25 protein-coding genes are annotated in these 16787 nt (G+C 36.7%); all 25 read right to left on the bottom strand.

Features of this window, described 5'->3' with window-relative positions:
* Positions 1–320: 320 nt before the first annotated feature.
* The 25 genes from ACWG0P_RS15040 to rplE all read right to left on the bottom strand — a co-directional run bounded on the left by ACWG0P_RS15040 (position 321) and on the right by rplE (position 16778).
* A complete protein-coding gene (locus ACWG0P_RS15040) occupies positions 321–1121 on the bottom strand; it encodes a histidinol-phosphatase (protein ID WP_455802411.1) in 801 nt (266 codons plus the stop codon).
* 105 nt (positions 1122–1226) lie between these two features.
* Positions 1227–1970 (bottom strand): tRNA pseudouridine(38-40) synthase TruA, encoded by a 744-nt coding sequence (gene truA / locus ACWG0P_RS15035; protein WP_455802410.1) that lies wholly within the window; start codon positions 1968–1970, stop codon positions 1227–1229.
* The gene (locus ACWG0P_RS15030; RefSeq protein WP_455802409.1) at positions 1963–2763 is read right to left on the bottom strand and encodes an energy-coupling factor transporter transmembrane component T family protein; all 801 of its coding nucleotides are present in this window, start codon (positions 2761–2763) and stop codon (positions 1963–1965) included. Before ACWG0P_RS15030 ends, truA begins: the two co-directional genes overlap by 8 nt.
* Positions 2756–3616: an energy-coupling factor transporter ATPase gene (locus tag ACWG0P_RS15025; RefSeq protein WP_455791397.1), complete on the bottom strand. Its 861-nt coding sequence runs from the start codon at positions 3614–3616 to the stop codon at positions 2756–2758. Before ACWG0P_RS15025 ends, ACWG0P_RS15030 begins: the two co-directional genes overlap by 8 nt.
* Positions 3592–4419 carry an energy-coupling factor transporter ATPase gene (locus tag ACWG0P_RS15020; protein ID WP_455791398.1) on the bottom strand — a complete coding sequence of 276 codons (828 nt, stop codon included), beginning with the start codon at positions 4417–4419 and terminating at the stop codon, positions 3592–3594. Before ACWG0P_RS15020 ends, ACWG0P_RS15025 begins: the two co-directional genes overlap by 25 nt.
* Before the next feature lie 46 nt (positions 4420–4465).
* Complete coding sequence (locus tag ACWG0P_RS15015; protein ID WP_455802408.1) at positions 4466–5788, bottom strand: hypothetical protein; 1323 nt, start codon at positions 5786–5788, stop codon at positions 4466–4468.
* A gap of 117 nt (positions 5789–5905) precedes the next feature.
* The gene (locus ACWG0P_RS15010) at positions 5906–6571 is read right to left on the bottom strand and encodes a ribonuclease E inhibitor RraB (RefSeq protein WP_455791400.1); all 666 of its coding nucleotides are present in this window, start codon (positions 6569–6571) and stop codon (positions 5906–5908) included.
* Between the two features lie 75 nt (positions 6572–6646).
* Positions 6647–7249 carry an O-methyltransferase gene (locus tag ACWG0P_RS15005; protein WP_455802407.1) on the bottom strand — a complete coding sequence of 201 codons (603 nt, stop codon included), beginning with the start codon at positions 7247–7249 and terminating at the stop codon, positions 6647–6649.
* Positions 7242–8330: a D-alanyl-D-alanine carboxypeptidase family protein gene (locus ACWG0P_RS15000; protein WP_455802406.1), complete on the bottom strand. Its 1089-nt coding sequence runs from the start codon at positions 8328–8330 to the stop codon at positions 7242–7244. Before ACWG0P_RS15000 ends, ACWG0P_RS15005 begins: the two co-directional genes overlap by 8 nt.
* A 104-nt stretch (positions 8331–8434) precedes the next feature.
* A complete protein-coding gene (rplQ, locus tag ACWG0P_RS14995) occupies positions 8435–8800 on the bottom strand; it encodes a 50S ribosomal protein L17 (protein WP_455802405.1) in 366 nt (121 codons plus the stop codon).
* A 27-nt stretch (positions 8801–8827) separates the two neighbouring features.
* Complete coding sequence (locus tag ACWG0P_RS14990) at positions 8828–9787, bottom strand: DNA-directed RNA polymerase subunit alpha (RefSeq protein ID WP_455791405.1); 960 nt, start codon at positions 9785–9787, stop codon at positions 8828–8830.
* Positions 9788–9814: 27 nt separating this feature from the next.
* Positions 9815–10210 (bottom strand): 30S ribosomal protein S11, encoded by a 396-nt coding sequence (gene rpsK / locus ACWG0P_RS14985; RefSeq protein WP_455802404.1) that lies wholly within the window; start codon positions 10208–10210, stop codon positions 9815–9817.
* A 22-nt stretch (positions 10211–10232) separates the two neighbouring features.
* On the bottom strand, positions 10233–10598 hold the full coding sequence (rpsM, locus tag ACWG0P_RS14980) for a 30S ribosomal protein S13 (protein ID WP_455791407.1): 366 nt from the start codon (positions 10596–10598) through the stop codon (positions 10233–10235).
* Positions 10599–10615: 17 nt separating this feature from the next.
* Positions 10616–10732: a 50S ribosomal protein L36 gene (gene rpmJ / locus ACWG0P_RS14975; RefSeq protein WP_455791408.1), complete on the bottom strand. Its 117-nt coding sequence runs from the start codon at positions 10730–10732 to the stop codon at positions 10616–10618.
* 23 nt (positions 10733–10755) lie between these two features.
* Positions 10756–10974: a translation initiation factor IF-1 gene (infA, locus tag ACWG0P_RS14970; protein WP_455791410.1), complete on the bottom strand. Its 219-nt coding sequence runs from the start codon at positions 10972–10974 to the stop codon at positions 10756–10758.
* Complete coding sequence (map, locus tag ACWG0P_RS14965; protein WP_455802403.1) at positions 10967–11740, bottom strand: type I methionyl aminopeptidase; 774 nt, start codon at positions 11738–11740, stop codon at positions 10967–10969. The genes infA and map overlap by 8 nt, the downstream gene beginning before the upstream one ends.
* A 1-nt stretch (position 11741) precedes the next feature.
* On the bottom strand, positions 11742–12389 hold the full coding sequence (locus ACWG0P_RS14960) for an adenylate kinase (protein WP_455791413.1): 648 nt from the start codon (positions 12387–12389) through the stop codon (positions 11742–11744).
* A gap of 12 nt (positions 12390–12401) precedes the next feature.
* Positions 12402–13697, bottom strand: coding sequence for a preprotein translocase subunit SecY (gene secY / locus ACWG0P_RS14955; protein ID WP_455791414.1), 1296 nt, complete (start codon positions 13695–13697; stop codon positions 12402–12404).
* 2 nt (positions 13698–13699) lie between these two features.
* The gene (rplO, locus tag ACWG0P_RS14950) at positions 13700–14140 is read right to left on the bottom strand and encodes a 50S ribosomal protein L15 (RefSeq protein WP_455791415.1); all 441 of its coding nucleotides are present in this window, start codon (positions 14138–14140) and stop codon (positions 13700–13702) included.
* A 15-nt stretch (positions 14141–14155) separates the two neighbouring features.
* A complete protein-coding gene (gene rpsE, locus ACWG0P_RS14945; protein WP_455791416.1) occupies positions 14156–14665 on the bottom strand; it encodes a 30S ribosomal protein S5 in 510 nt (169 codons plus the stop codon).
* Positions 14666–14677: 12 nt separating this feature from the next.
* The gene (rplR, locus tag ACWG0P_RS14940; protein WP_455791418.1) at positions 14678–15034 is read right to left on the bottom strand and encodes a 50S ribosomal protein L18; all 357 of its coding nucleotides are present in this window, start codon (positions 15032–15034) and stop codon (positions 14678–14680) included.
* A 21-nt stretch (positions 15035–15055) separates the two neighbouring features.
* Positions 15056–15601 (bottom strand): 50S ribosomal protein L6, encoded by a 546-nt coding sequence (gene rplF / locus ACWG0P_RS14935; RefSeq protein ID WP_455802402.1) that lies wholly within the window; start codon positions 15599–15601, stop codon positions 15056–15058.
* Positions 15602–15623: 22 nt separating this feature from the next.
* Entirely contained in the window at positions 15624–16019 is a 396-nt protein-coding gene (rpsH, locus tag ACWG0P_RS14930) for a 30S ribosomal protein S8 (RefSeq protein WP_455791421.1), read from the bottom strand.
* A gap of 21 nt (positions 16020–16040) precedes the next feature.
* Positions 16041–16226, bottom strand: a complete 186-nt coding sequence (locus ACWG0P_RS14925) for a type Z 30S ribosomal protein S14 (RefSeq protein WP_455791422.1) — start codon at positions 16224–16226, stop codon at positions 16041–16043.
* 12 nt (positions 16227–16238) lie between these two features.
* A complete protein-coding gene (rplE, locus tag ACWG0P_RS14920) occupies positions 16239–16778 on the bottom strand; it encodes a 50S ribosomal protein L5 (RefSeq protein ID WP_455791424.1) in 540 nt (179 codons plus the stop codon).
* Positions 16779–16787: the final 9 nt, after the last annotated feature.

Below are 16787 nucleotides of genomic sequence, written 5' to 3'. Positions count from 1 at the left end.
GATTCCCTCATCACCGATTACTGATAATGCCTTTATCTATGATGATCTGCCATTTTAGTGAGAGATTTTATTTTCGCTTATGTTTCATCTTTTTTGAGACATTTTCAAAAACGGTTGACACAAAAACTTTGTGTTTTTGCAAGATTCCTCCTTTTTTCATGAACGCTTTATTCTATAACCTTTTTTATGCATAGGACAAAACTAAATAATGATGTTTTTTTGTTTTAAATATCATCTAATTATTAACAATATCGTGGTGATTATTATGGAAGTACACCTTTATTTCATCAAGTTGTTTACAGGATATAAATAAAACTCCTCTATTTATTAGAAGAGTCAAAAAATTTAATCGTATCCGTAACATTCATATGTAGTTCTTCGAATAAAGCAAGTGCTTGATTACGATATTTATCATGTTCCAAAGCAGCAGGCTCATGAGCATCAACACCAATGATGGCTGTGTTCCCAACTTCAGCCGCAATCTTCCAGAACTCTGTATGTGGATATTGCATAGTATTCATAATATCATTATATTGTGCACCAGCTAAATTATATTCTAAAGGAATGTTAAGTCTTTTTGCGGCTTCACATAGTCTTCTTGATTCGCGTTTCGCAATATCATCAAATACACGGTGCCCTCTCATAAATAAATCTGGATGGCATAAATAAGAATATAATCCTGTTTCCATTCCCTCAATAGCTTCATCTACATAATAGCGCATCATTTCTTCGCTTTCACATGCAGTCCCAAAATAAACTTGTCTTTCATCTGTTTTATAATAATGATTCCCAAAGATAATATAATCGATGCTTTTTTCTTTTATAAAGTTTTTTAACCATGGCATGTATTTGGGAAAGTATTCACATTCCAATCCTATTTTAATTGAAATTTGATCCTTATACTTTTCTCTTAAACTTGCTATGGATGCATAGTAATCGTCGAACTGTGCAAGTTTCATTCGCATATGAGCGACATAATTACTTCCATATTTCCATGGTGTATGATCTGAAAATCCCAGTTCTTTGTAACCATTCTTTATTGCACTTACTACATATTCCTCATCTGCTCCTGATGCATGCATACATCTTTTTGTATGCGTATGATAATTTGTTTTCCGCATAGTACCTCCTTGTTAATTAGTATAAAATTTATAGGTATACTATACCATAAAGTGTAAGAAATTGAAAACGCGTTTTTATTATACATATAGTACAAAAAAAGAAGATTACTCTTCTTTATAATCAACCTTTACTAAATACAACCCTTGGGCTGGCGCTTTATAACGGCATACATGTTTATCCTTCGCATGTAGCATCTGTTCAACATCTTCTTTAGAAATACGATGCTTTCCAGCTTCGATGAGTGTTCCTGCTAGCATTCTTACCATATAACGTAAGAATCCATTGCCTTCAAATATCATACGTACAGATTTATCTTCTTGTAGGATTTCAGCACGTGTTATAGTTTTGATCCTTGGCTTTCTTGGGTCAATTTTATTACTTGTGAAACTTGTAAAGTCATAGGTGCCAATAAATACATTTGCACATTCTTGCATATAGGCAACATCCAAAATCTTTCGATCTTTTCCCATATATTGTTCTAGGAATGGATTGAGTACATCATGCGTAATTAAATAATCATAACGTTTTCCAACACAATCAAATCGTGCATGAAATTCATCATGAACCTTGTCTATCTGTTGAATACGTATGTCTTTAGGAAGAAGGGAGTTGATTGCCTGTCTCCAGTGATCTCCATCAAGTTCTTTAACAGCATCAAAGTGGAAGCATTGCGCAATCGCATGAACAAGTGCATCCGTTCTACCACTCGCTGTGATAGGTGTAGGGGTGCCATTGATCTTCTCTAACGCAAATTCTATCTCTTCTTGGATAGAATGAGTATTGGGTTGTTTTTGCCATCCACCGTATCGAGAACCATCATAACTTACAATCGCTTTGAATCTAGACATATAGCGCAATACCGATAGTAAGTGCTAGGATAACAAAGACACCTACAAGTAATATATAGTCACGTCCTGTCATTTTCAATTGTTTATAACGTGTACGAGGACGATTTGGAATATACCCTCTCGCTTCCATTGCATAGGCTAAATCTTCTGCTCTTTGAAAGGCAGAAACAAACAATGGAACAATCAAAGAAAGAATCGCTTTTACTTTTTCGATTAATTTCCCATTTTCCATATCCACACCACGAGATGCCTGTGCTTTCATTATACGCTGTGTTTCTTCGATTAATGTAGGAATAAAACGTAACGCTATAGAAATCATCATCGCAATCTCATGAGCTGGTACGTGAATTACTTGAAATGGTTTTAATAAATCTTCGATTCCTAATGTAAGTTCTAAGGGTTTTGTGGTGGCTGTTAATATTGTGGTAATCATAATCATTAAGGCTAATCGAACCACAATATATAAAGTCTGTGAAATAGCACCACTATAAATATCCCAGCTACCAATTGAAAATAAGACATCTCCTTGTTTTACTACAATTAAGTTGATAATCAATAAAAAACTTAACATAAATAACATTGGCTTCATAGCTCGCCATAAGAATTTGATTTTTAGTTTTGCTAGAATTGCCACTAGTACAATACAAATGCCTAATACAACATAACCAATGTATCCAGCTGGTAAAAAAATCGCAATCATCATTAGTAACATCGCACATATTTTGGCACGAGGGTCCATTTTATGTATTGGTGAATCTAATGGAAGGTAACTACCTAATGCAATATTATTCATGAGGATTCACCTCTTTTTCAACCGCAGCCGCAAGTTCATCGATATCCAATATCTTTGTGTCGATATGAAATCCGTTTTTAATCAATTCTTCACGAAGACGAATGACAGCTGGTGGATTAATCTCCAATTCTTTTAATATAGAAACATCTTCAAAGAAAGATTGTACATCACACTTAGTTTTCACTTTACCATCTTTCATTACGATTACTTCATCGCAGTAATGAAGAACATGTTCCATATCATGCGTAACAATTAAAACTGTTTTCTTGAATTCTTTATTCATACGTACAAAGAGTGCCATCATATCTTGTGCACCTTGTGGATCTAATCCAGCGGTAGGTTCATCAAGTACTAATACGTTTGGGTCCATTGCTAAAATACCAGCGATTGCGACTCTTCTTTTTTGTCCTCCAGATAAATCAAATGGAGATTTTTCTAAGTAGCTTTCATCCATGCCTACAATTTTTATAATCTCTTTTGCTCGAAGATATGCATCTTCTTCACTTACACCAAAGTTCTTAGGTCCAAAGCTAACATCTTTTGCGATTGTTTCTTCAAATAATTGATACTCTGGAAATTGAAACACAAGTCCTACTTGTTTACGTAAGCTTTTTAAATCTTTTGGTTTTACATTTGCGGTAATGGTTTTATCTAGAACTTGTAATTCTCCACCACTTGGTAAAAGAAGTGCATTTAAATGCTGAACAAGTGTAGATTTTCCACTTCCAGTTTCTCCGATAACAGCGGTTACTTTTCCTTCTGTTATATCTAAATCGATTCCTTTTAATGCTGCATAAGAAAAAGGAGAATCAGGATTGTATGTATGTTCTACTTGTTTGAACGTAATTGACATACTTCATCCACCACCTTTTCCATTGTTGTACATGCTGCTATATGAATATGACATTTCTTCAATGCGTTTGTAAATTTTAATGCGAAAGGGATATCCAATTGAAGCGCAATTAGTTCCTCTTCACGCAACAATATGGTTTCTGGTTTTCCTTCCATAACAACATGTCCATCATCCATGACAATGACGTAATCTGCAGTTGCCACCTCTTCAATATCGTGCGTAATTGAGATGATTGTGATTTTACTTTCACGATGAATTTCTTGAATAAGTTCGTTGATTTCTGCTTTTCCTTGTGGATCTAACATACTAGTGGATTCATCAAAAATCAAGATTTCAGGAGACATTGCTAAAACACCCGCAATGGCAACTCTTTGTTTTTGTCCACCAGATAATTTCGTAGGTTCACTTAACAAATATTTACTCATCTTGACCTTATCCGCAAAACGTTCGATAATCTCTTGCATTTTTTCACTTGCTACCTGATGATTCTCTAAACCAAACGCGATATCATCTGCGACACTTGCACCAATAAACTGATTGTCAGGATTTTGAAAAACAATTCCAATTTTATTGCGTATATCGTACACATTATCAACCGTTAATTCTTCATCGTCTACAAAGATCTTTCCATCACTTTTTTCTAATAGTCCAGTGATCAATTTTGCTATCGTACTTTTCCCACTACCATTATGTCCAATGATTGTCGTATAACTGCCTTTCTCAATATGAAAAGAAACACCTTCTACTGCGTTTCTTTCTCTATCATAAGAAAAGGTTAGATTTTCTACTCTTATCTTTTCCATTTTCATCACCTCAAAGCCTTATTATTATACAACGAATGAGACCGTATTACAAACCCTTACGCTTTGAAAACAAATGTGCATCTTTTTTTCGATATAATTTTCTAGAAACAATGAATCCTTTATTACTTTTAAATTGTTTGTTTAAAAAGTCATAATATGCTCCTGGTGATACAATACCGCTTAAATCAAACAAATTTAAACCTATGACACTTAATATGTTGGACATGAAGAACACACAATTTGTAGAACACACAAAGAATGTTTTTAACTTTCCTTCTTTGATTTTATAGAACAGTGCTTCTGGTGAAGTTCTTGTTACCCTACTAATATAATCATCACAAATGCCTTGAATTGGAAGATTCTTTTGTTTTAATTGTTCATCACTTTCGAAATCAACCAAATTAGAAAATACTTCTAATAATCGTTCATTCAGTAATTTCTTTTGTTCTGTATTCAAAGACACCCCAAAGCTAACTAAAGTTTTCCCTTCATTCTCAAGGCAATTCTTAATATAGGAATCACGTGGCGCGATGATGATTACCCCATCTCCTAACGTACCAAACAACCGACGATTATGAGGATCATAACACCCATAGGATATGACCATCCCACGATACACCAAATCCGCATGTCCAAACATCGCTGGTCCCTTTGCGGCTAAATGAATAAGCACTTCCATATCTACCGGTATATCTTCTTTAATGGCCTCAAATTCTTCTTTGATTTGATCTTCTTTATCTTTGTTTAATAGCGTAGACATTAGATGAGGTGGTATGATTACAGATAAAATTGGAGGTACGGATAATTGTATTTTATGATCTAACTTTTCTCCTGAACCAGTTGGTAATATTTCACGAATCATATCCAGTAAAACATTTCCTCCATAAATAATGAAGTATCCCCCTGTAAACCAATTAATAACTGTCGTATGTTTATCAGGCGCAATCAATAAATAGAAACACATGATTAAATCACCAATCAAGAATAAAATACTATGAATTTGTACGGGTAGTTTATCTTTTTTACGTATGTTCAAAACAATGATTTTTACAATCGCATGAAGCAAAATCCATCCACCCACTAGTCTAGGTAATATCGCATAAAAATATTCTGGAACAGAAAATGAAACGATTAGTACTACAATCCAAATAAGGATATCCATCCATTGTGAAATTCTTTTTTTAATCTTTTTATAGTTTAAGAACATATTAAAGATTTTAATGACAACGACTCCTGAAATACCCGCAACTAATGTAATATAGAGCCAGTTCCATATAGACAAGCTATCAAAAAGAAAAGAGACGCCGAGAACACAAAAAAAAGCGCCACTTACAAACATCGTGAAAAAATTAAAGTGCTTTTTAATCATTTCCCTCATCTCCCTATATCCTCTTATTATATAGGAAAGTAAAAAAATCGCAATATCCTAATTCTATAATTCTCAAGTATGTTTATAGAAAAAAAGAAAACATGGAATTTTCCATGTTTAATAAGTTATCTTGCTTGTCCATCCATCGTAAGTTCCATGATTTGCACGGACTTCATTTACAATGTATAAAATGTTCGCAATCAATTTCACTTCGTCTAGTGGAGCGATATGAAGTACAAGAAGTTCTAGTTCTGTTTCACCAGCACTTACAACATATCCTTTATTGATGATTTTGTTTTTAAAGTTCTCAGCATCCTCAACAGCATCAAAATGAACAGTGTGTTGTACAGGACGTTCGTTTTCGTGAACATCACCTTGTGCACGCATATCTTCCATGATTGCTTTTGCCTTATCTTTTAACTCATTGATTTCTTCTTCTAAAAGATTTGGAAATACTTCCTTTGCATCCTTTACAGCCTTTTTTACTTTCTTTGAAGCATGTTCCGCAAAAGCTTCCACTTTATCGCTTGCTTCATCAATTGCCTCATCAGCGCTGTCTAAAGTGTCTTTAATCTTATCTTTGACATCTTCTACACAACAAGAAGTAGGATCACTGATAGGACCTTCTTCAACTGGATCATCTTCATTTTCTGCTAATGCTTCATCATAAAGCATACCTTCATCAAGATCGATGATTTTTTTCTGCTCATCCTTTTTAATTTTATATGCAGCAAGTGCTGCTGCACCACCAAGAATTGCTAATACAGGTATTATTTTTTTCATATAAGTCACCACTTTCTAATATTATCTTTCTATGGTTATATTGTATCACAAAACCTTATAGTTAATACATGAAAACTATTTTTTTCTACTAATTCCAATACCATCCCCATCTTCTAGGAATTGTGTGTCATAATCATCTCTGGTTTTTAAGTAATCTACAAAGCGTTCAATTTTGCCAACCAATTGACGAAGATTTCTAGACATCTTACGATCGCGATGTTCTACAAACCCATGAAATTGTAAATTATCAGATAAGATATACCCATGTTGTTTCACATTGCCTTCATAACGCTCAAAAAATTTGATATATTGCGCTTTGGCAGCATCGATAAACAACATGTCAAACTCTCCTTCGATATGTGCTTCTAAAGCATCTCCATATAATAACGTGATTTGAGTTGCGTATTTGCTACGTTCTATATATTCTTTTGCTTTTTGATATCGAGCTTCATCTCTTTCGATCGTTACAACGCGTATATCTTTGTCTAACATTGCCATACGTAGTGCAGAATATCCGATAGCACTTCCTATTTCCAAAATAGATTTAATATTGTGTTCATGAATAAAAGAACACATAAATTCTAGCCCATCTTGCATCATAATAGGAACGTTGTTATCGACTGCATATTGTTCCACTTCTTGTATTAAATTATTTGTCTCATTCTCCATTTTATCCATTTACTCCTAAATATTCTTCTAATGTGATTCCTTTACTCATAATCGTAGTCACAACTGTTTCTCCAACATAGCGTACATGCCATGGTTCATACATATATCCTGTAATATTTTCTTTTCCATTTGGATAACGGATAATAAATCCATATTTATGGCAATTTTCTTCTAACCATTTCCCTGCAGGCGTTTCTCCATAATTATCATCGATCGCCCCAATATCAAAACATAAGCCACTCTGGTGTTCAGAGAAACCAGGACGTGCAGAATAACGATCTGCGGCTTCTTTTCCATCACGCGCTACATAGTTATTATATAACGTTACTTGTGTATCATAGGTACGAAAACCGGAGAGTGTTGGTATATCATAACCAGCCTCTTGCGCTTCTTTTTGAAGATTCTGTAGCGCTGCATAAGCACTCGAATCCATTTCTCCAAAACTGCTTGGTAAACCATACTTCTTATTCACAATGAGTATGCCATTGATATAGGTAGGTTGTATTTCTTGAGATGTTCCTTGTGTACCTTTTTTTACTGTTACCTTATAGCTTTTCTTAGCTTTATTGCCATTCTTATCAATTGCGGTTACCTCTGCTGTATAACTTCCTTCTTTTGAAGTATTCACATTAGAAGTAACTTGATAGCTCCCTTTTTTTGAACTCTCATGATATTGTAATTCTCCATCTACTGGATCTTTTATAGATTGGATGTTTAATACTGGATGAAACTCACTATCGAATAAGCAGCTTACTTCTTCTTCTTTGAATTCAATACTTGGTTTCTTTGTATCTTTAATTGTAATTTCATGTGTAATTTCCTTTGTTGAGGAACCATCTTTTACTACATATGTCAGTGTCTGTTTCCCAATCTTCATTACATTGATTTTAGGATATGAAGTAATCGTAGCGTTTGTGTCTTCAACAAGGCTTTTTGAACTACTGTTTTGATCCCCATATTCTATCACATCATTCTCAATAAATGTAATGGATGATGTATCTTTTTTTGTTAGTAAATACCCTGCAATTCCAAGGATGCATATAGCAACAATTATACAGATAATAATCATCCTCATTTTTCTTTGTTTCATCTAACATCCTCCTCATATATACCCATAAGTTTAGCACGTTCCATTCTATAGAGCAAATAAGAATAGAAAAAAGCACCATGTATATATACACGATGCTATCTAGATTATTTAACTAATTCAATGATTGCCATTGGCGCTGCGTCTCCGCGGCGAACTCTGGTTTTAATTACACGAGTGTAACCACCATTACGTTCTGCATATGCAGGTCCGATTTCGTCAAATAATTTCTGTAATGCTGTCTGTCCTGTTGTTTCGTTAACTACAACATCACGTACGAAAGCAGCAGCCTGACGACGAGCGTGCAGGTCTCCACGTTTCGCTAAAGTAATCAGTTCATCAACAACTGAGCGAAGTTCTTTTGCCTTCATTTCAGTAGTTTCAATCTGTCCGTTAGCAATCACTGATGTAGCCATGTTACGGAACAATGCTTTACGGTGATCAGCAGTACGTCCTAATTTACGATTCCACATTGGTCATTAACCTCCCTTGCGAGTATTTTATTCGTATGATTTGAAGTTTAATCCCAAATCATAGATCTTATCTTTTACTTCTTTTAATGATTTCTTACCTAAGTTTCTTACTCTCATCATTTCATCTTCTGTTCTTTGTGTCAGTTCTTCAACAGTTTGAATTCCTGCACGTTTTAAACAGTTGTATGAACGTACGGATAAGTCAAGATCTTCAATCATCATAACAAGTCCTTTGTTCTGTACTTCTCCCTGTGCTTCTTTCATCACAGATTCCATATCATTCACAGCTTCATGAACATTTGTCAATAATTCTAAATGATCAATTAAAATCTTAGCACCAAGTGCAATAGATTCTGCTGGAGAGATGGAAGAATCGGTCCAAATTTCCAAAGTAACTTTGTCATAGTGTGCATCCTGACCAACACGAGTTGGTTCAGCATTGTATGCCACTTTTTCAATTGGTGTATAAATTGAATCTGTATAAATAATACCTAATGGTTGATTAGGTGATTGATATAACTGTTTGTTTGTGTCTGCACTCACATAACCACGTCCATTACGAGCTTGTAGTTCCATTTCCAACATACCACCCTCTTCAAGAGTACAGATATGTAAGTCCTGTGTTAGTACTTCTACTCCTTCTGGGCAGATAATGTCAGCCCCAGTTACTTCACCAGGTCCCTGTTTAGAGATACGAAGAGTATAAATCTCATCGTCCTGAATTTTCATAACCAGCGTTTTAATGTTTAGGATGATTGCCGTTACGTCTTCTACAATTCCTGGAATTGAAGTAAACTCATGGTAAACACCATCAACTTTAATTGAAAATACGGCAGCTCCTGGTAAAGAGGAGAGCAAAACACGTCTTAGTGCATTTCCAATAGTTGTTCCAAAACCTCTTTCTAAAGGTTCAAATACAAACTTACCGTAATGTTCTGAATCAATATATTCTTTTACTTCAAAATGTGCACGTTCGAATTTTTGCATAATTACCTCCTCAGTTTAGGTTTACTACTAACCACGTGGTCGTTTTGGTGGACGACATCCATTATGTGGAATAGGTGTTACATCGTTAATCATTGAAATCTCAAGTCCAGCTACCTGTAATGCTCTTACAGCTGCTTCACGTCCAGGACCTGGACCTTTCACATTCACTGAAATTGCTTTCATACCATTCTCTATTGCTGCTTTACCTGCAGCTTCTCCAGCCATTTGTGCCGCAAAAGGTGTAGATTTACGAGAACCTTTGAACCCTAATGCTCCTGCACTTGACCATGCTACAGCGTTTCCGTTTTCATCAGTAATAGTAACGATGGTATTGTTAAAAGTTGAGTGAATATGAGCACATCCACGAGCAATATTCTTGCGGATCTTACGTTTACGAGCGCCCGCTTTTACGTTCTTTGCCATTATTTAATTTCCTCCTATCGTCCTATTTCTTCTTATTTGCTACTGTGCGCACTGGACCCTTACGAGTACGTGCGTTTGTTTTTGTACGTTGTCCACGAACTGGTAATCCTCTTCTATGACGGATTCCACGGTAACATCCGATTTCCATCAGACGTTTGATGTTCAATTGAACTTCACGACGTAGATCACCCTCAACTTTGACAGCATCTACTTCAGTACGAATAGCATTTACCTGCTCATCGCTTAAATCTTTTACACGGATATCTTGACTGATTCCTGTTTTCGCTAGAATTTCTTCTGCTGTAGGACGTCCGATTCCGTAAATGTACGTCAATGACACTACAACACGCTTATCGCGTGGTAAGTCAACACCTGCAATACGAGCCATTTTACATTACACCTCCATTAGTTTCCTTGTCTTTGTTTATGTTTTGGATTTTCGCAAATAACCATAACACGGCCTTTACGTTTGATAATGCGGCACTTATCGCACATTGGTTTGACAGATGGTCTTACTTTCATGCGTTTTCCTCCTTATTCACGACTTATTTATGTCGGAATGTAATACGCCCACGTGTTAAATCGTAGGGTGAAATCTCCACAGTTACACGGTCCCCTGGTAAAATGCGGATGTAATGCATACGGATTTTACCAGAAACGTGAGCCAGAATTTCGTGTCCGTTCTCGAGTTTCACCTTAAACATTGCGTTTGGTAGAGTATCGATTACTACTCCATCAATTTCAATAACATCTTGTTTACCCATTATCTGGATGTTCCTCCTTATTTAATACGGTAAGTATTTCATACCCATCTTTCATGATGACGATTGTATGTTCATAGTGGGCGGCAAGGCTACCATCTCTGGTTTTTGTCGTCCAACCATCGCTCATCATTCTTGTCTGTGGTCTGCCTGCGTGAACCATAGGTTCAATTGCCAACGTCATTCCTTCTTTCAAAAGAACGCCATGACCTGCAGAACCGAAATTTGGAACTGTCGGATCTTCATGGACAGAAGTTCCAATACCATGCCCTGCAAAATCTCGTGGAATGGAATATCCGTGTGCATACACGTATTCTCCTATTGCATGAGATATATCAGTTAAATGATTCCCTGCTTTTGCCATTTTTAAACCTTCATATAAGGCTTCTTCGGTCACGTTCATTAAAGATCGTGCATCTTCACTCACATTTCCTACAGCATATGTCCATGCAGAGTCTCCATGATACCCTTGATAACTGGCACCGATATCTACTGAAACAATGTCACCGTCCTGTAATTTTGTATCGTTTGGGATACCATGTACAACAACGGAATTTATAGAAATACAGGTAGCAGCTGGAAATCCGTACAAACCCTTAAAAGACGGCTTTCCGCCGTTCTTTTTGATAACATCTTCAACGATTTCATCAATCTGTTTTGTCGTAATTCCAGGCTTCATTGCTGCACTTACAGCACGATGTGCAAGCGCAACAATTATACCCGCTTTTCTCATAAATGTCAACTCTTGATTTGTCTTGGCTTTCACCATTCTATTTCTCCAGAGCTGATAGCACATCTTCCCATACGCGTTCAATAGGTTGACTAGCATCAATCGTAGATACAATGCCCTTATCTGCATAATATGCAAGAACAGGAGCAGTTTGATTGCTGTATTCTTCCAAACGTACAATTAGACTTGCTACTGTATCATCTTTACGCTGATACAGATCTCCACCACATTTATCACATTTCCCTTCAATTGTAGAAGGATGTGAAGTAACATGATAGATTTCACCACAATCTTTGCATATACGACGACCTGTAATACGTCCTGACAATATTTCAAAATCGATGTCCAAAGCAACGACTTTATCAATTGCAAGTTCACTACCATTTGCCAATGCATCGAATGCTTTTGCCTGATCCAAAGTTCTTGGATAACCATCTAATAAGAAACCGTTTTTCTTATCTTCTAGTTTTTCTAAGTAACTTTTCACCATGTTGTTAACAACTTCATCAGGTACAAGCAAACCTTTATCCATATAGCTTTTTGCCATCATGCCAAGTTCAGTCTGCTTCCCGATTTCACTACGGAAGATATCTCCTGTAGATATGTGGTTTACATTAAACTTTTCAACGATTTTCGAAGACATAGTACCTTTACCAGCACCAGGTCCTCCCATAATAAGGATATTCATTTGCTTCACCTTCTATTTATCCATAAATCCCTGATAGGATTTCTGAGTTAAGCGTCCTTGAATCTGTTTTACAGTTTCCATAGCTACACCAACAACGATGATAACTCCAGTACCACCAATTCCCATATTAGCTGGTAAATTGATGCTCTTAATCAAAGGTAGTGCATGTGGAAGTACTGCAATGAATGCAAGTCCGATAGCTCCCAATACAGTGATTCTACTTAATACTTTATTGATGTAGTCCTTTGTCTCACTTCCTGGACGAATGCCTGGAATATAAGTTCCTGATTTTCCTAAGTTCTCTGCAATTTTTTCAGGATCAACCTGTAGTTTCGCATAGAAGAAAGTAAATAGAAGAATAAGTACTACATAGATTACAAGACTTTCTGCAGTCTGCATTCCCATAAAACGATCAAGTGTAGTTAACCAACTAGCACTTGGCCAAATCATACGGCATAGCTGTAAAGGCGCTACCATGATGGCAGATGCAAAGATAACTGGAATTACACTTGCGGAATTGATTTTCAATGGCAAGTATGTGTTATCCTTGTTTCTAGTTGTTACTGTGCTACTTGTATATTGAATGGGAATTTTACGTTCTGCTGTATGCATCCATACAACAAATACGATAATTAACAGATAGCATAAGATATATAATCCATAGGCTGCTATACTAGTAGCTGCCATTTTTGTACCAACCATCGTTTCCCATGCAGATTGAAACTGGAATGGAAGACGAGAGATAATACCCGCAGCAATAATGAAGGAAATACCGTTTCCAATACCCTTCATAGAGATTCGATCTCCGATCCATAAAAGGAACATTGACCCTGCAGTTAACAGTGTTGTTACATAAAGGATAGATGCCCATGTATTCCCACCAACAAGTAACGTAGTGTACTGTTGAGAGAACCCATATACTAAAACTGTTGCCTGAAAAAACGCAAGAACAACAGCTAAATAACGTGTATAACGATCGATCTGTTTTTTCCCTGTTGCCCCGCCTTTAGCAAGCTCCGTTAGGGATGGAACAACGTCCATAGACAACAATTGGATAATGATAGAAGCCGTAATATATGGACCAACACCCATCGCAAAGACAGATAATTGTTCCAAGCCTCCACCACCCAGCAGGTTGATCATATTAAACAATGAGTTATTTTCAATACCTTTTGTTAACTCCGTTACATCTACACCTGGAACTGTTATTGCAGATCCAAAGCGAAAGATAAACAGCATGCCAAGAGTAAAGAATACTCTTTTACGAATATCCTTATTCTTGAACATGTCCACAAAGGTTCTAAACATGATTAGATAACCTCTGCTTTTCCGCCTGCTTGTTCAATGGCAGCGATCGCTGATTTAGAGAATTTGTTAGCTTTTACAGTTAATTTCTTTTCTAAAGCACCTTCGCCTAATACTTTGATGCCATCAAGTTCTTTTTTAACTAAACCACATTCCAATAATAATTCTGGAGTGATTTCAGTTCCATCTTTAAAGTTATTTAAAGATGCTACGTTTACAATACCATACTCTTTACGAGTGAAGTTTGTAAATCCGCGTTTTGGTAAACGACGAGCTAATGGTGTCTGACCACCTTCAAAACCTAAACGAACTCCTCCGCCAGATCTTGCGTTCTGTCCTTTATGACCCTTACCAGCTGTTTTACCATTTCCAGATCCATGTCCACGACCTTTACGGAAAGCCGATTCTCTAGATCCTTCTGTATATTTCATTTCATGTAATTTCATAGTTTCACCCTCCTGTTAACCGCGAATTTCTTCTGGTTTTTTACCACGGAGACGAGCTACGTCTTCTACCGTTTTCAGGTTCTGCAATGCTTCTACTGTTGCACGTACCATATTGATTGGTGTACGTGAACCGATACATTTAGATAGAACATCGTTGATACCTGCAAGTTCTAATACATCACGAACTGCACCACCAGCGATAACTCCCGTACCTTCTGAAGCAGGACGAAGGAAAATTTCACCAGCTCCATAAGTTCCAACGATTTCATGAGGAATTGTAGTTCCTACCATAGAAACATGGAATACGTTTTTCTTTGCATCTTCGATAGCTTTTTTAATAGCGTCAGGTACTTCGTTTGCTTTTCCTGTACCGAACCCTACGCGACCTTTTTTATCTCCAATAACGACAAGAGCAGCAAAACGGAAACGACGTCCACCTTTTACTACTTTCGTTACACGGTTAATGGTAACAACGCGTTCTTCAAATTCTTTTTCACGCTGATCTCTTCTTGGTTTACGTTCCATTCGCATAACCTCCTAAAATTTCAGTCCGGCTTCTCTAGCTGCATCAGCCAGCGCCTTGACACGACCTGTGTAAACATATCCTCCACGGTCAAATACAACTGTTTCAATTTTTGCTTCTTTTGCACGTTTTGCGATTTCTGTTCCTACAGTTTTAGCGGCTTCTGTATTTCCACCGTTTTCTAATTTCAATTCTACACTACTTGCTGATGCCAATGTTTTACCATTAACGTCATCGATAATTTGTGCGTGAATGTTGCTGTTTGAACGGAAAACGTTCAGGCGGGGACATTCAGGAGTACCGCTGATTTTGGTACGAACACGCACGTGACGGCGTAGACGCTCATCATTTCTAGATATTTTCTTAAGCATTGTTCAAGTTCTCCTTTCCCACTATTTCTTACCTGCTGTTTTTCCTTCCTTACGACGAACATATTCACCTTTATAGCGAATACCTTTTCCTTTGTAAGGTTCTGGTTTTCTAACAGCACGTACATTTGCAGCGAATTCACCAACGCGTTGTTTGTCAATTCCTGAAATTTTGATTTCGGTTGCGGATGTACATTCCACCTTCAATCCCTCTTCAATTGCAAATTCAATTGGGTGTGAGTATCCAACGTTCAATGTTAATTTGTTGCCACTAACTGCAGAACGATATCCAATACCAACGATCTCTAGATCTTTTGTAAATCCTTCAAAAACACCTTCTACCATGTTTGCTAATAAGGCACGAGTTGTTCCGTGAAGTTGTTTGATATGTTTCTCATCATTAGGACGAGTAACAGTTAAAATATTTTCTTCTATTTTGATTCCTAAGTTAGAATCAAACTGACGAGTTAAAGTTCCTTTAGGACCTTTAACAGTCACCTCATTCCCAGCAGCAATGTTGATTTCAACACCAGCAGGAATGGTAATCGCTTTATTACCGATACGTGACATTTATCTTTCCTCCGTTAAGCTATTACCACACGTAGGCGATTACTTCGCCACCAACATGTTTAGCTTTCGCTTCTTTATCTGTCATTAATCCATGAGATGTAGAGATAATTGCAATACCAAGACCGTTCAATACACGAGGGATAGCATCCACTTTTGCATATGCACGTAAACCTGGTTTAGAAATTCTTCTTAATCCATTGATTACTTTTTCGTTATTAGGACCATATTTCAAAGTGATATTGATAACTTTTTTAGTATCTCCATCCACATTATAGTCTGTGATGAAACCTTCATTTTTCAAAATCTTTGCGATTTCAATTTTTTCTTTGTTAGCAGGAACTTCTACAACTTCGTGACGTGCTTGCACACCGTTACGAATTCTAGTAAGCATATCTGCAATCGGATCTGTCATAATCATGACTGTATTCCTCCTATCTGACTACCAACTAGCCTTTTTCACACCCGGGATCTGACCTTTATAAGCCAGTTCACGGAAGCAAATACGGCAAAGTTTGTATTTACGTAAAACTGAGTGAGGACGGCCACAACGTTCGCAACGTGTGTACTCACGTACCTTGAACTTTTGAGGACGTTTCTGTTTATTGATCATTGATGTTTTAGCCATGTATAAGTCCTCCTATTTCTTGAAAGGCATACCTAATTCTTCAAGGAGTGCCTTAGCTTCTTCATTTGTTTTTGCAGATGTAACGATAACTACATCCATACCACGAACTTTATTTACCTTATCGAAATTGATTTCTGGGAAAATAAGTTGTTCTTTAACACCCAATGTGTAGTTTCCACGACCATCAAATGATGAATCAGAAACCCCACGGAAGTCACGAACACGTGGTAAAGAGATGTTCATAAGTTTATCTAGGAAGTCGTATAATTTTTCGCTTCTTAATGTAACTTTACATCCGATTGGCATACCTTCACGAAGTTTGAAGTTCGCGATAGATTTTTTTGCCTTTGTGATGACTGGAGCTTGTCCAGTGATCTGTGCTAATTCAGCAACAGCTTCATCCAGCACTTTTGGGTTGGCAACAGCTTCACCAATACCCATGTTAATTACGATTTTCTCAACAGCAGGTACTTCCATTACGGATTTGTAACCAAACTTTTTCATCATGTTAGGCACAACAACCTGTGTGTATTTTTCATTTAGGCGGTTCATCCTTTAACC

Source organism: Amedibacillus sp. YH-ame6 (genome assembly GCF_053848845.1).
Note: the sequence above shows the minus strand (reverse complement) of the source record. Positions and strands in the feature narration are given on the sequence as shown.

Excerpts from the sequence above, each read along its gene's own strand:
- ACWG0P_RS15005 (WP_455802407.1), bottom strand. The coding sequence starts at position 7,249 with ATGGATAAAATGGAGAATGAGACAAATAATTTAATACAAGAAGTGGAA.
- ACWG0P_RS15040 (WP_455802411.1), bottom strand. The coding sequence starts at position 1,121 with ATGCGGAAAACAAATTATCATACGCATACAAAAAGATGTATGCATGCA.
- ACWG0P_RS15025 (WP_455791397.1), bottom strand. The coding sequence starts at position 3,616 with ATGTCAATTACGTTCAAACAAGTAGAACATACATACAATCCTGATTCT.
- rplF (WP_455802402.1), bottom strand. The coding sequence starts at position 15,601 with ATGTCACGTATCGGTAATAAAGCGATTACCATTCCTGCTGGTGTTGAA.
- ACWG0P_RS14990 (WP_455791405.1), bottom strand. The coding sequence starts at position 9,787 with ATGCAAAAATTCGAACGTGCACATTTTGAAGTAAAAGAATATATTGAT.
- rplQ (WP_455802405.1), bottom strand. The coding sequence starts at position 8,800 with ATGTGGAATCGTAAATTAGGACGTACTGCTGATCACCGTAAAGCATTG.
- rplO (WP_455791415.1), bottom strand. The coding sequence starts at position 14,140 with ATGAAATTACATGAAATGAAATATACAGAAGGATCTAGAGAATCGGCT.
- rpsH (WP_455791421.1), bottom strand. The coding sequence starts at position 16,019 with ATGATTATGACAGATCCGATTGCAGATATGCTTACTAGAATTCGTAAC.
- ACWG0P_RS15030 (WP_455802409.1), bottom strand. The coding sequence starts at position 2,763 with ATGAATAATATTGCATTAGGTAGTTACCTTCCATTAGATTCACCAATA.
- rpmJ (WP_455791408.1), bottom strand. The coding sequence starts at position 10,732 with ATGAAAGTAAGACCATCTGTCAAACCAATGTGCGATAAGTGCCGCATT.
- ACWG0P_RS15020 (WP_455791398.1), bottom strand. The coding sequence starts at position 4,419 with ATGGAAAAGATAAGAGTAGAAAATCTAACCTTTTCTTATGATAGAGAA.
- map (WP_455802403.1), bottom strand. The coding sequence starts at position 11,740 with ATGGTGAAAGCCAAGACAAATCAAGAGTTGACATTTATGAGAAAAGCG.
- rpsE (WP_455791416.1), bottom strand. The coding sequence starts at position 14,665 with ATGGAACGTAAACCAAGAAGAGATCAGCGTGAAAAAGAATTTGAAGAA.
- rplR (WP_455791418.1), bottom strand. The coding sequence starts at position 15,034 with ATGCTTAAGAAAATATCTAGAAATGATGAGCGTCTACGCCGTCACGTG.
- ACWG0P_RS15000 (WP_455802406.1), bottom strand. The coding sequence starts at position 8,330 with ATGAAACAAAGAAAAATGAGGATGATTATTATCTGTATAATTGTTGCT.
- ACWG0P_RS15015 (WP_455802408.1), bottom strand. The coding sequence starts at position 5,788 with ATGATTAAAAAGCACTTTAATTTTTTCACGATGTTTGTAAGTGGCGCT.
- ACWG0P_RS14960 (WP_455791413.1), bottom strand. The coding sequence starts at position 12,389 with ATGAATATCCTTATTATGGGAGGACCTGGTGCTGGTAAAGGTACTATG.
- truA (WP_455802410.1), bottom strand. The coding sequence starts at position 1,970 with ATGTCTAGATTCAAAGCGATTGTAAGTTATGATGGTTCTCGATACGGT.
- ACWG0P_RS15010 (WP_455791400.1), bottom strand. The coding sequence starts at position 6,571 with ATGAAAAAAATAATACCTGTATTAGCAATTCTTGGTGGTGCAGCAGCA.
- rplE (WP_455791424.1), bottom strand. The coding sequence starts at position 16,778 with ATGAACCGCCTAAATGAAAAATACACACAGGTTGTTGTGCCTAACATG.
- secY (WP_455791414.1), bottom strand. The coding sequence starts at position 13,697 with ATGTTTAGAACCTTTGTGGACATGTTCAAGAATAAGGATATTCGTAAA.
- rpsM (WP_455791407.1), bottom strand. The coding sequence starts at position 10,598 with ATGGCTCGTATTGCAGGTGTTGACTTACCACGCGATAAGCGTGTTGTA.
- ACWG0P_RS14925 (WP_455791422.1), bottom strand. The coding sequence starts at position 16,226 with ATGGCTAAAACATCAATGATCAATAAACAGAAACGTCCTCAAAAGTTC.
- infA (WP_455791410.1), bottom strand. The coding sequence starts at position 10,974 with ATGGGTAAACAAGATGTTATTGAAATTGATGGAGTAGTAATCGATACT.
- rpsK (WP_455802404.1), bottom strand. The coding sequence starts at position 10,210 with ATGGCAAAGAACGTAAAAGCGGGCGCTCGTAAACGTAAGATCCGCAAG.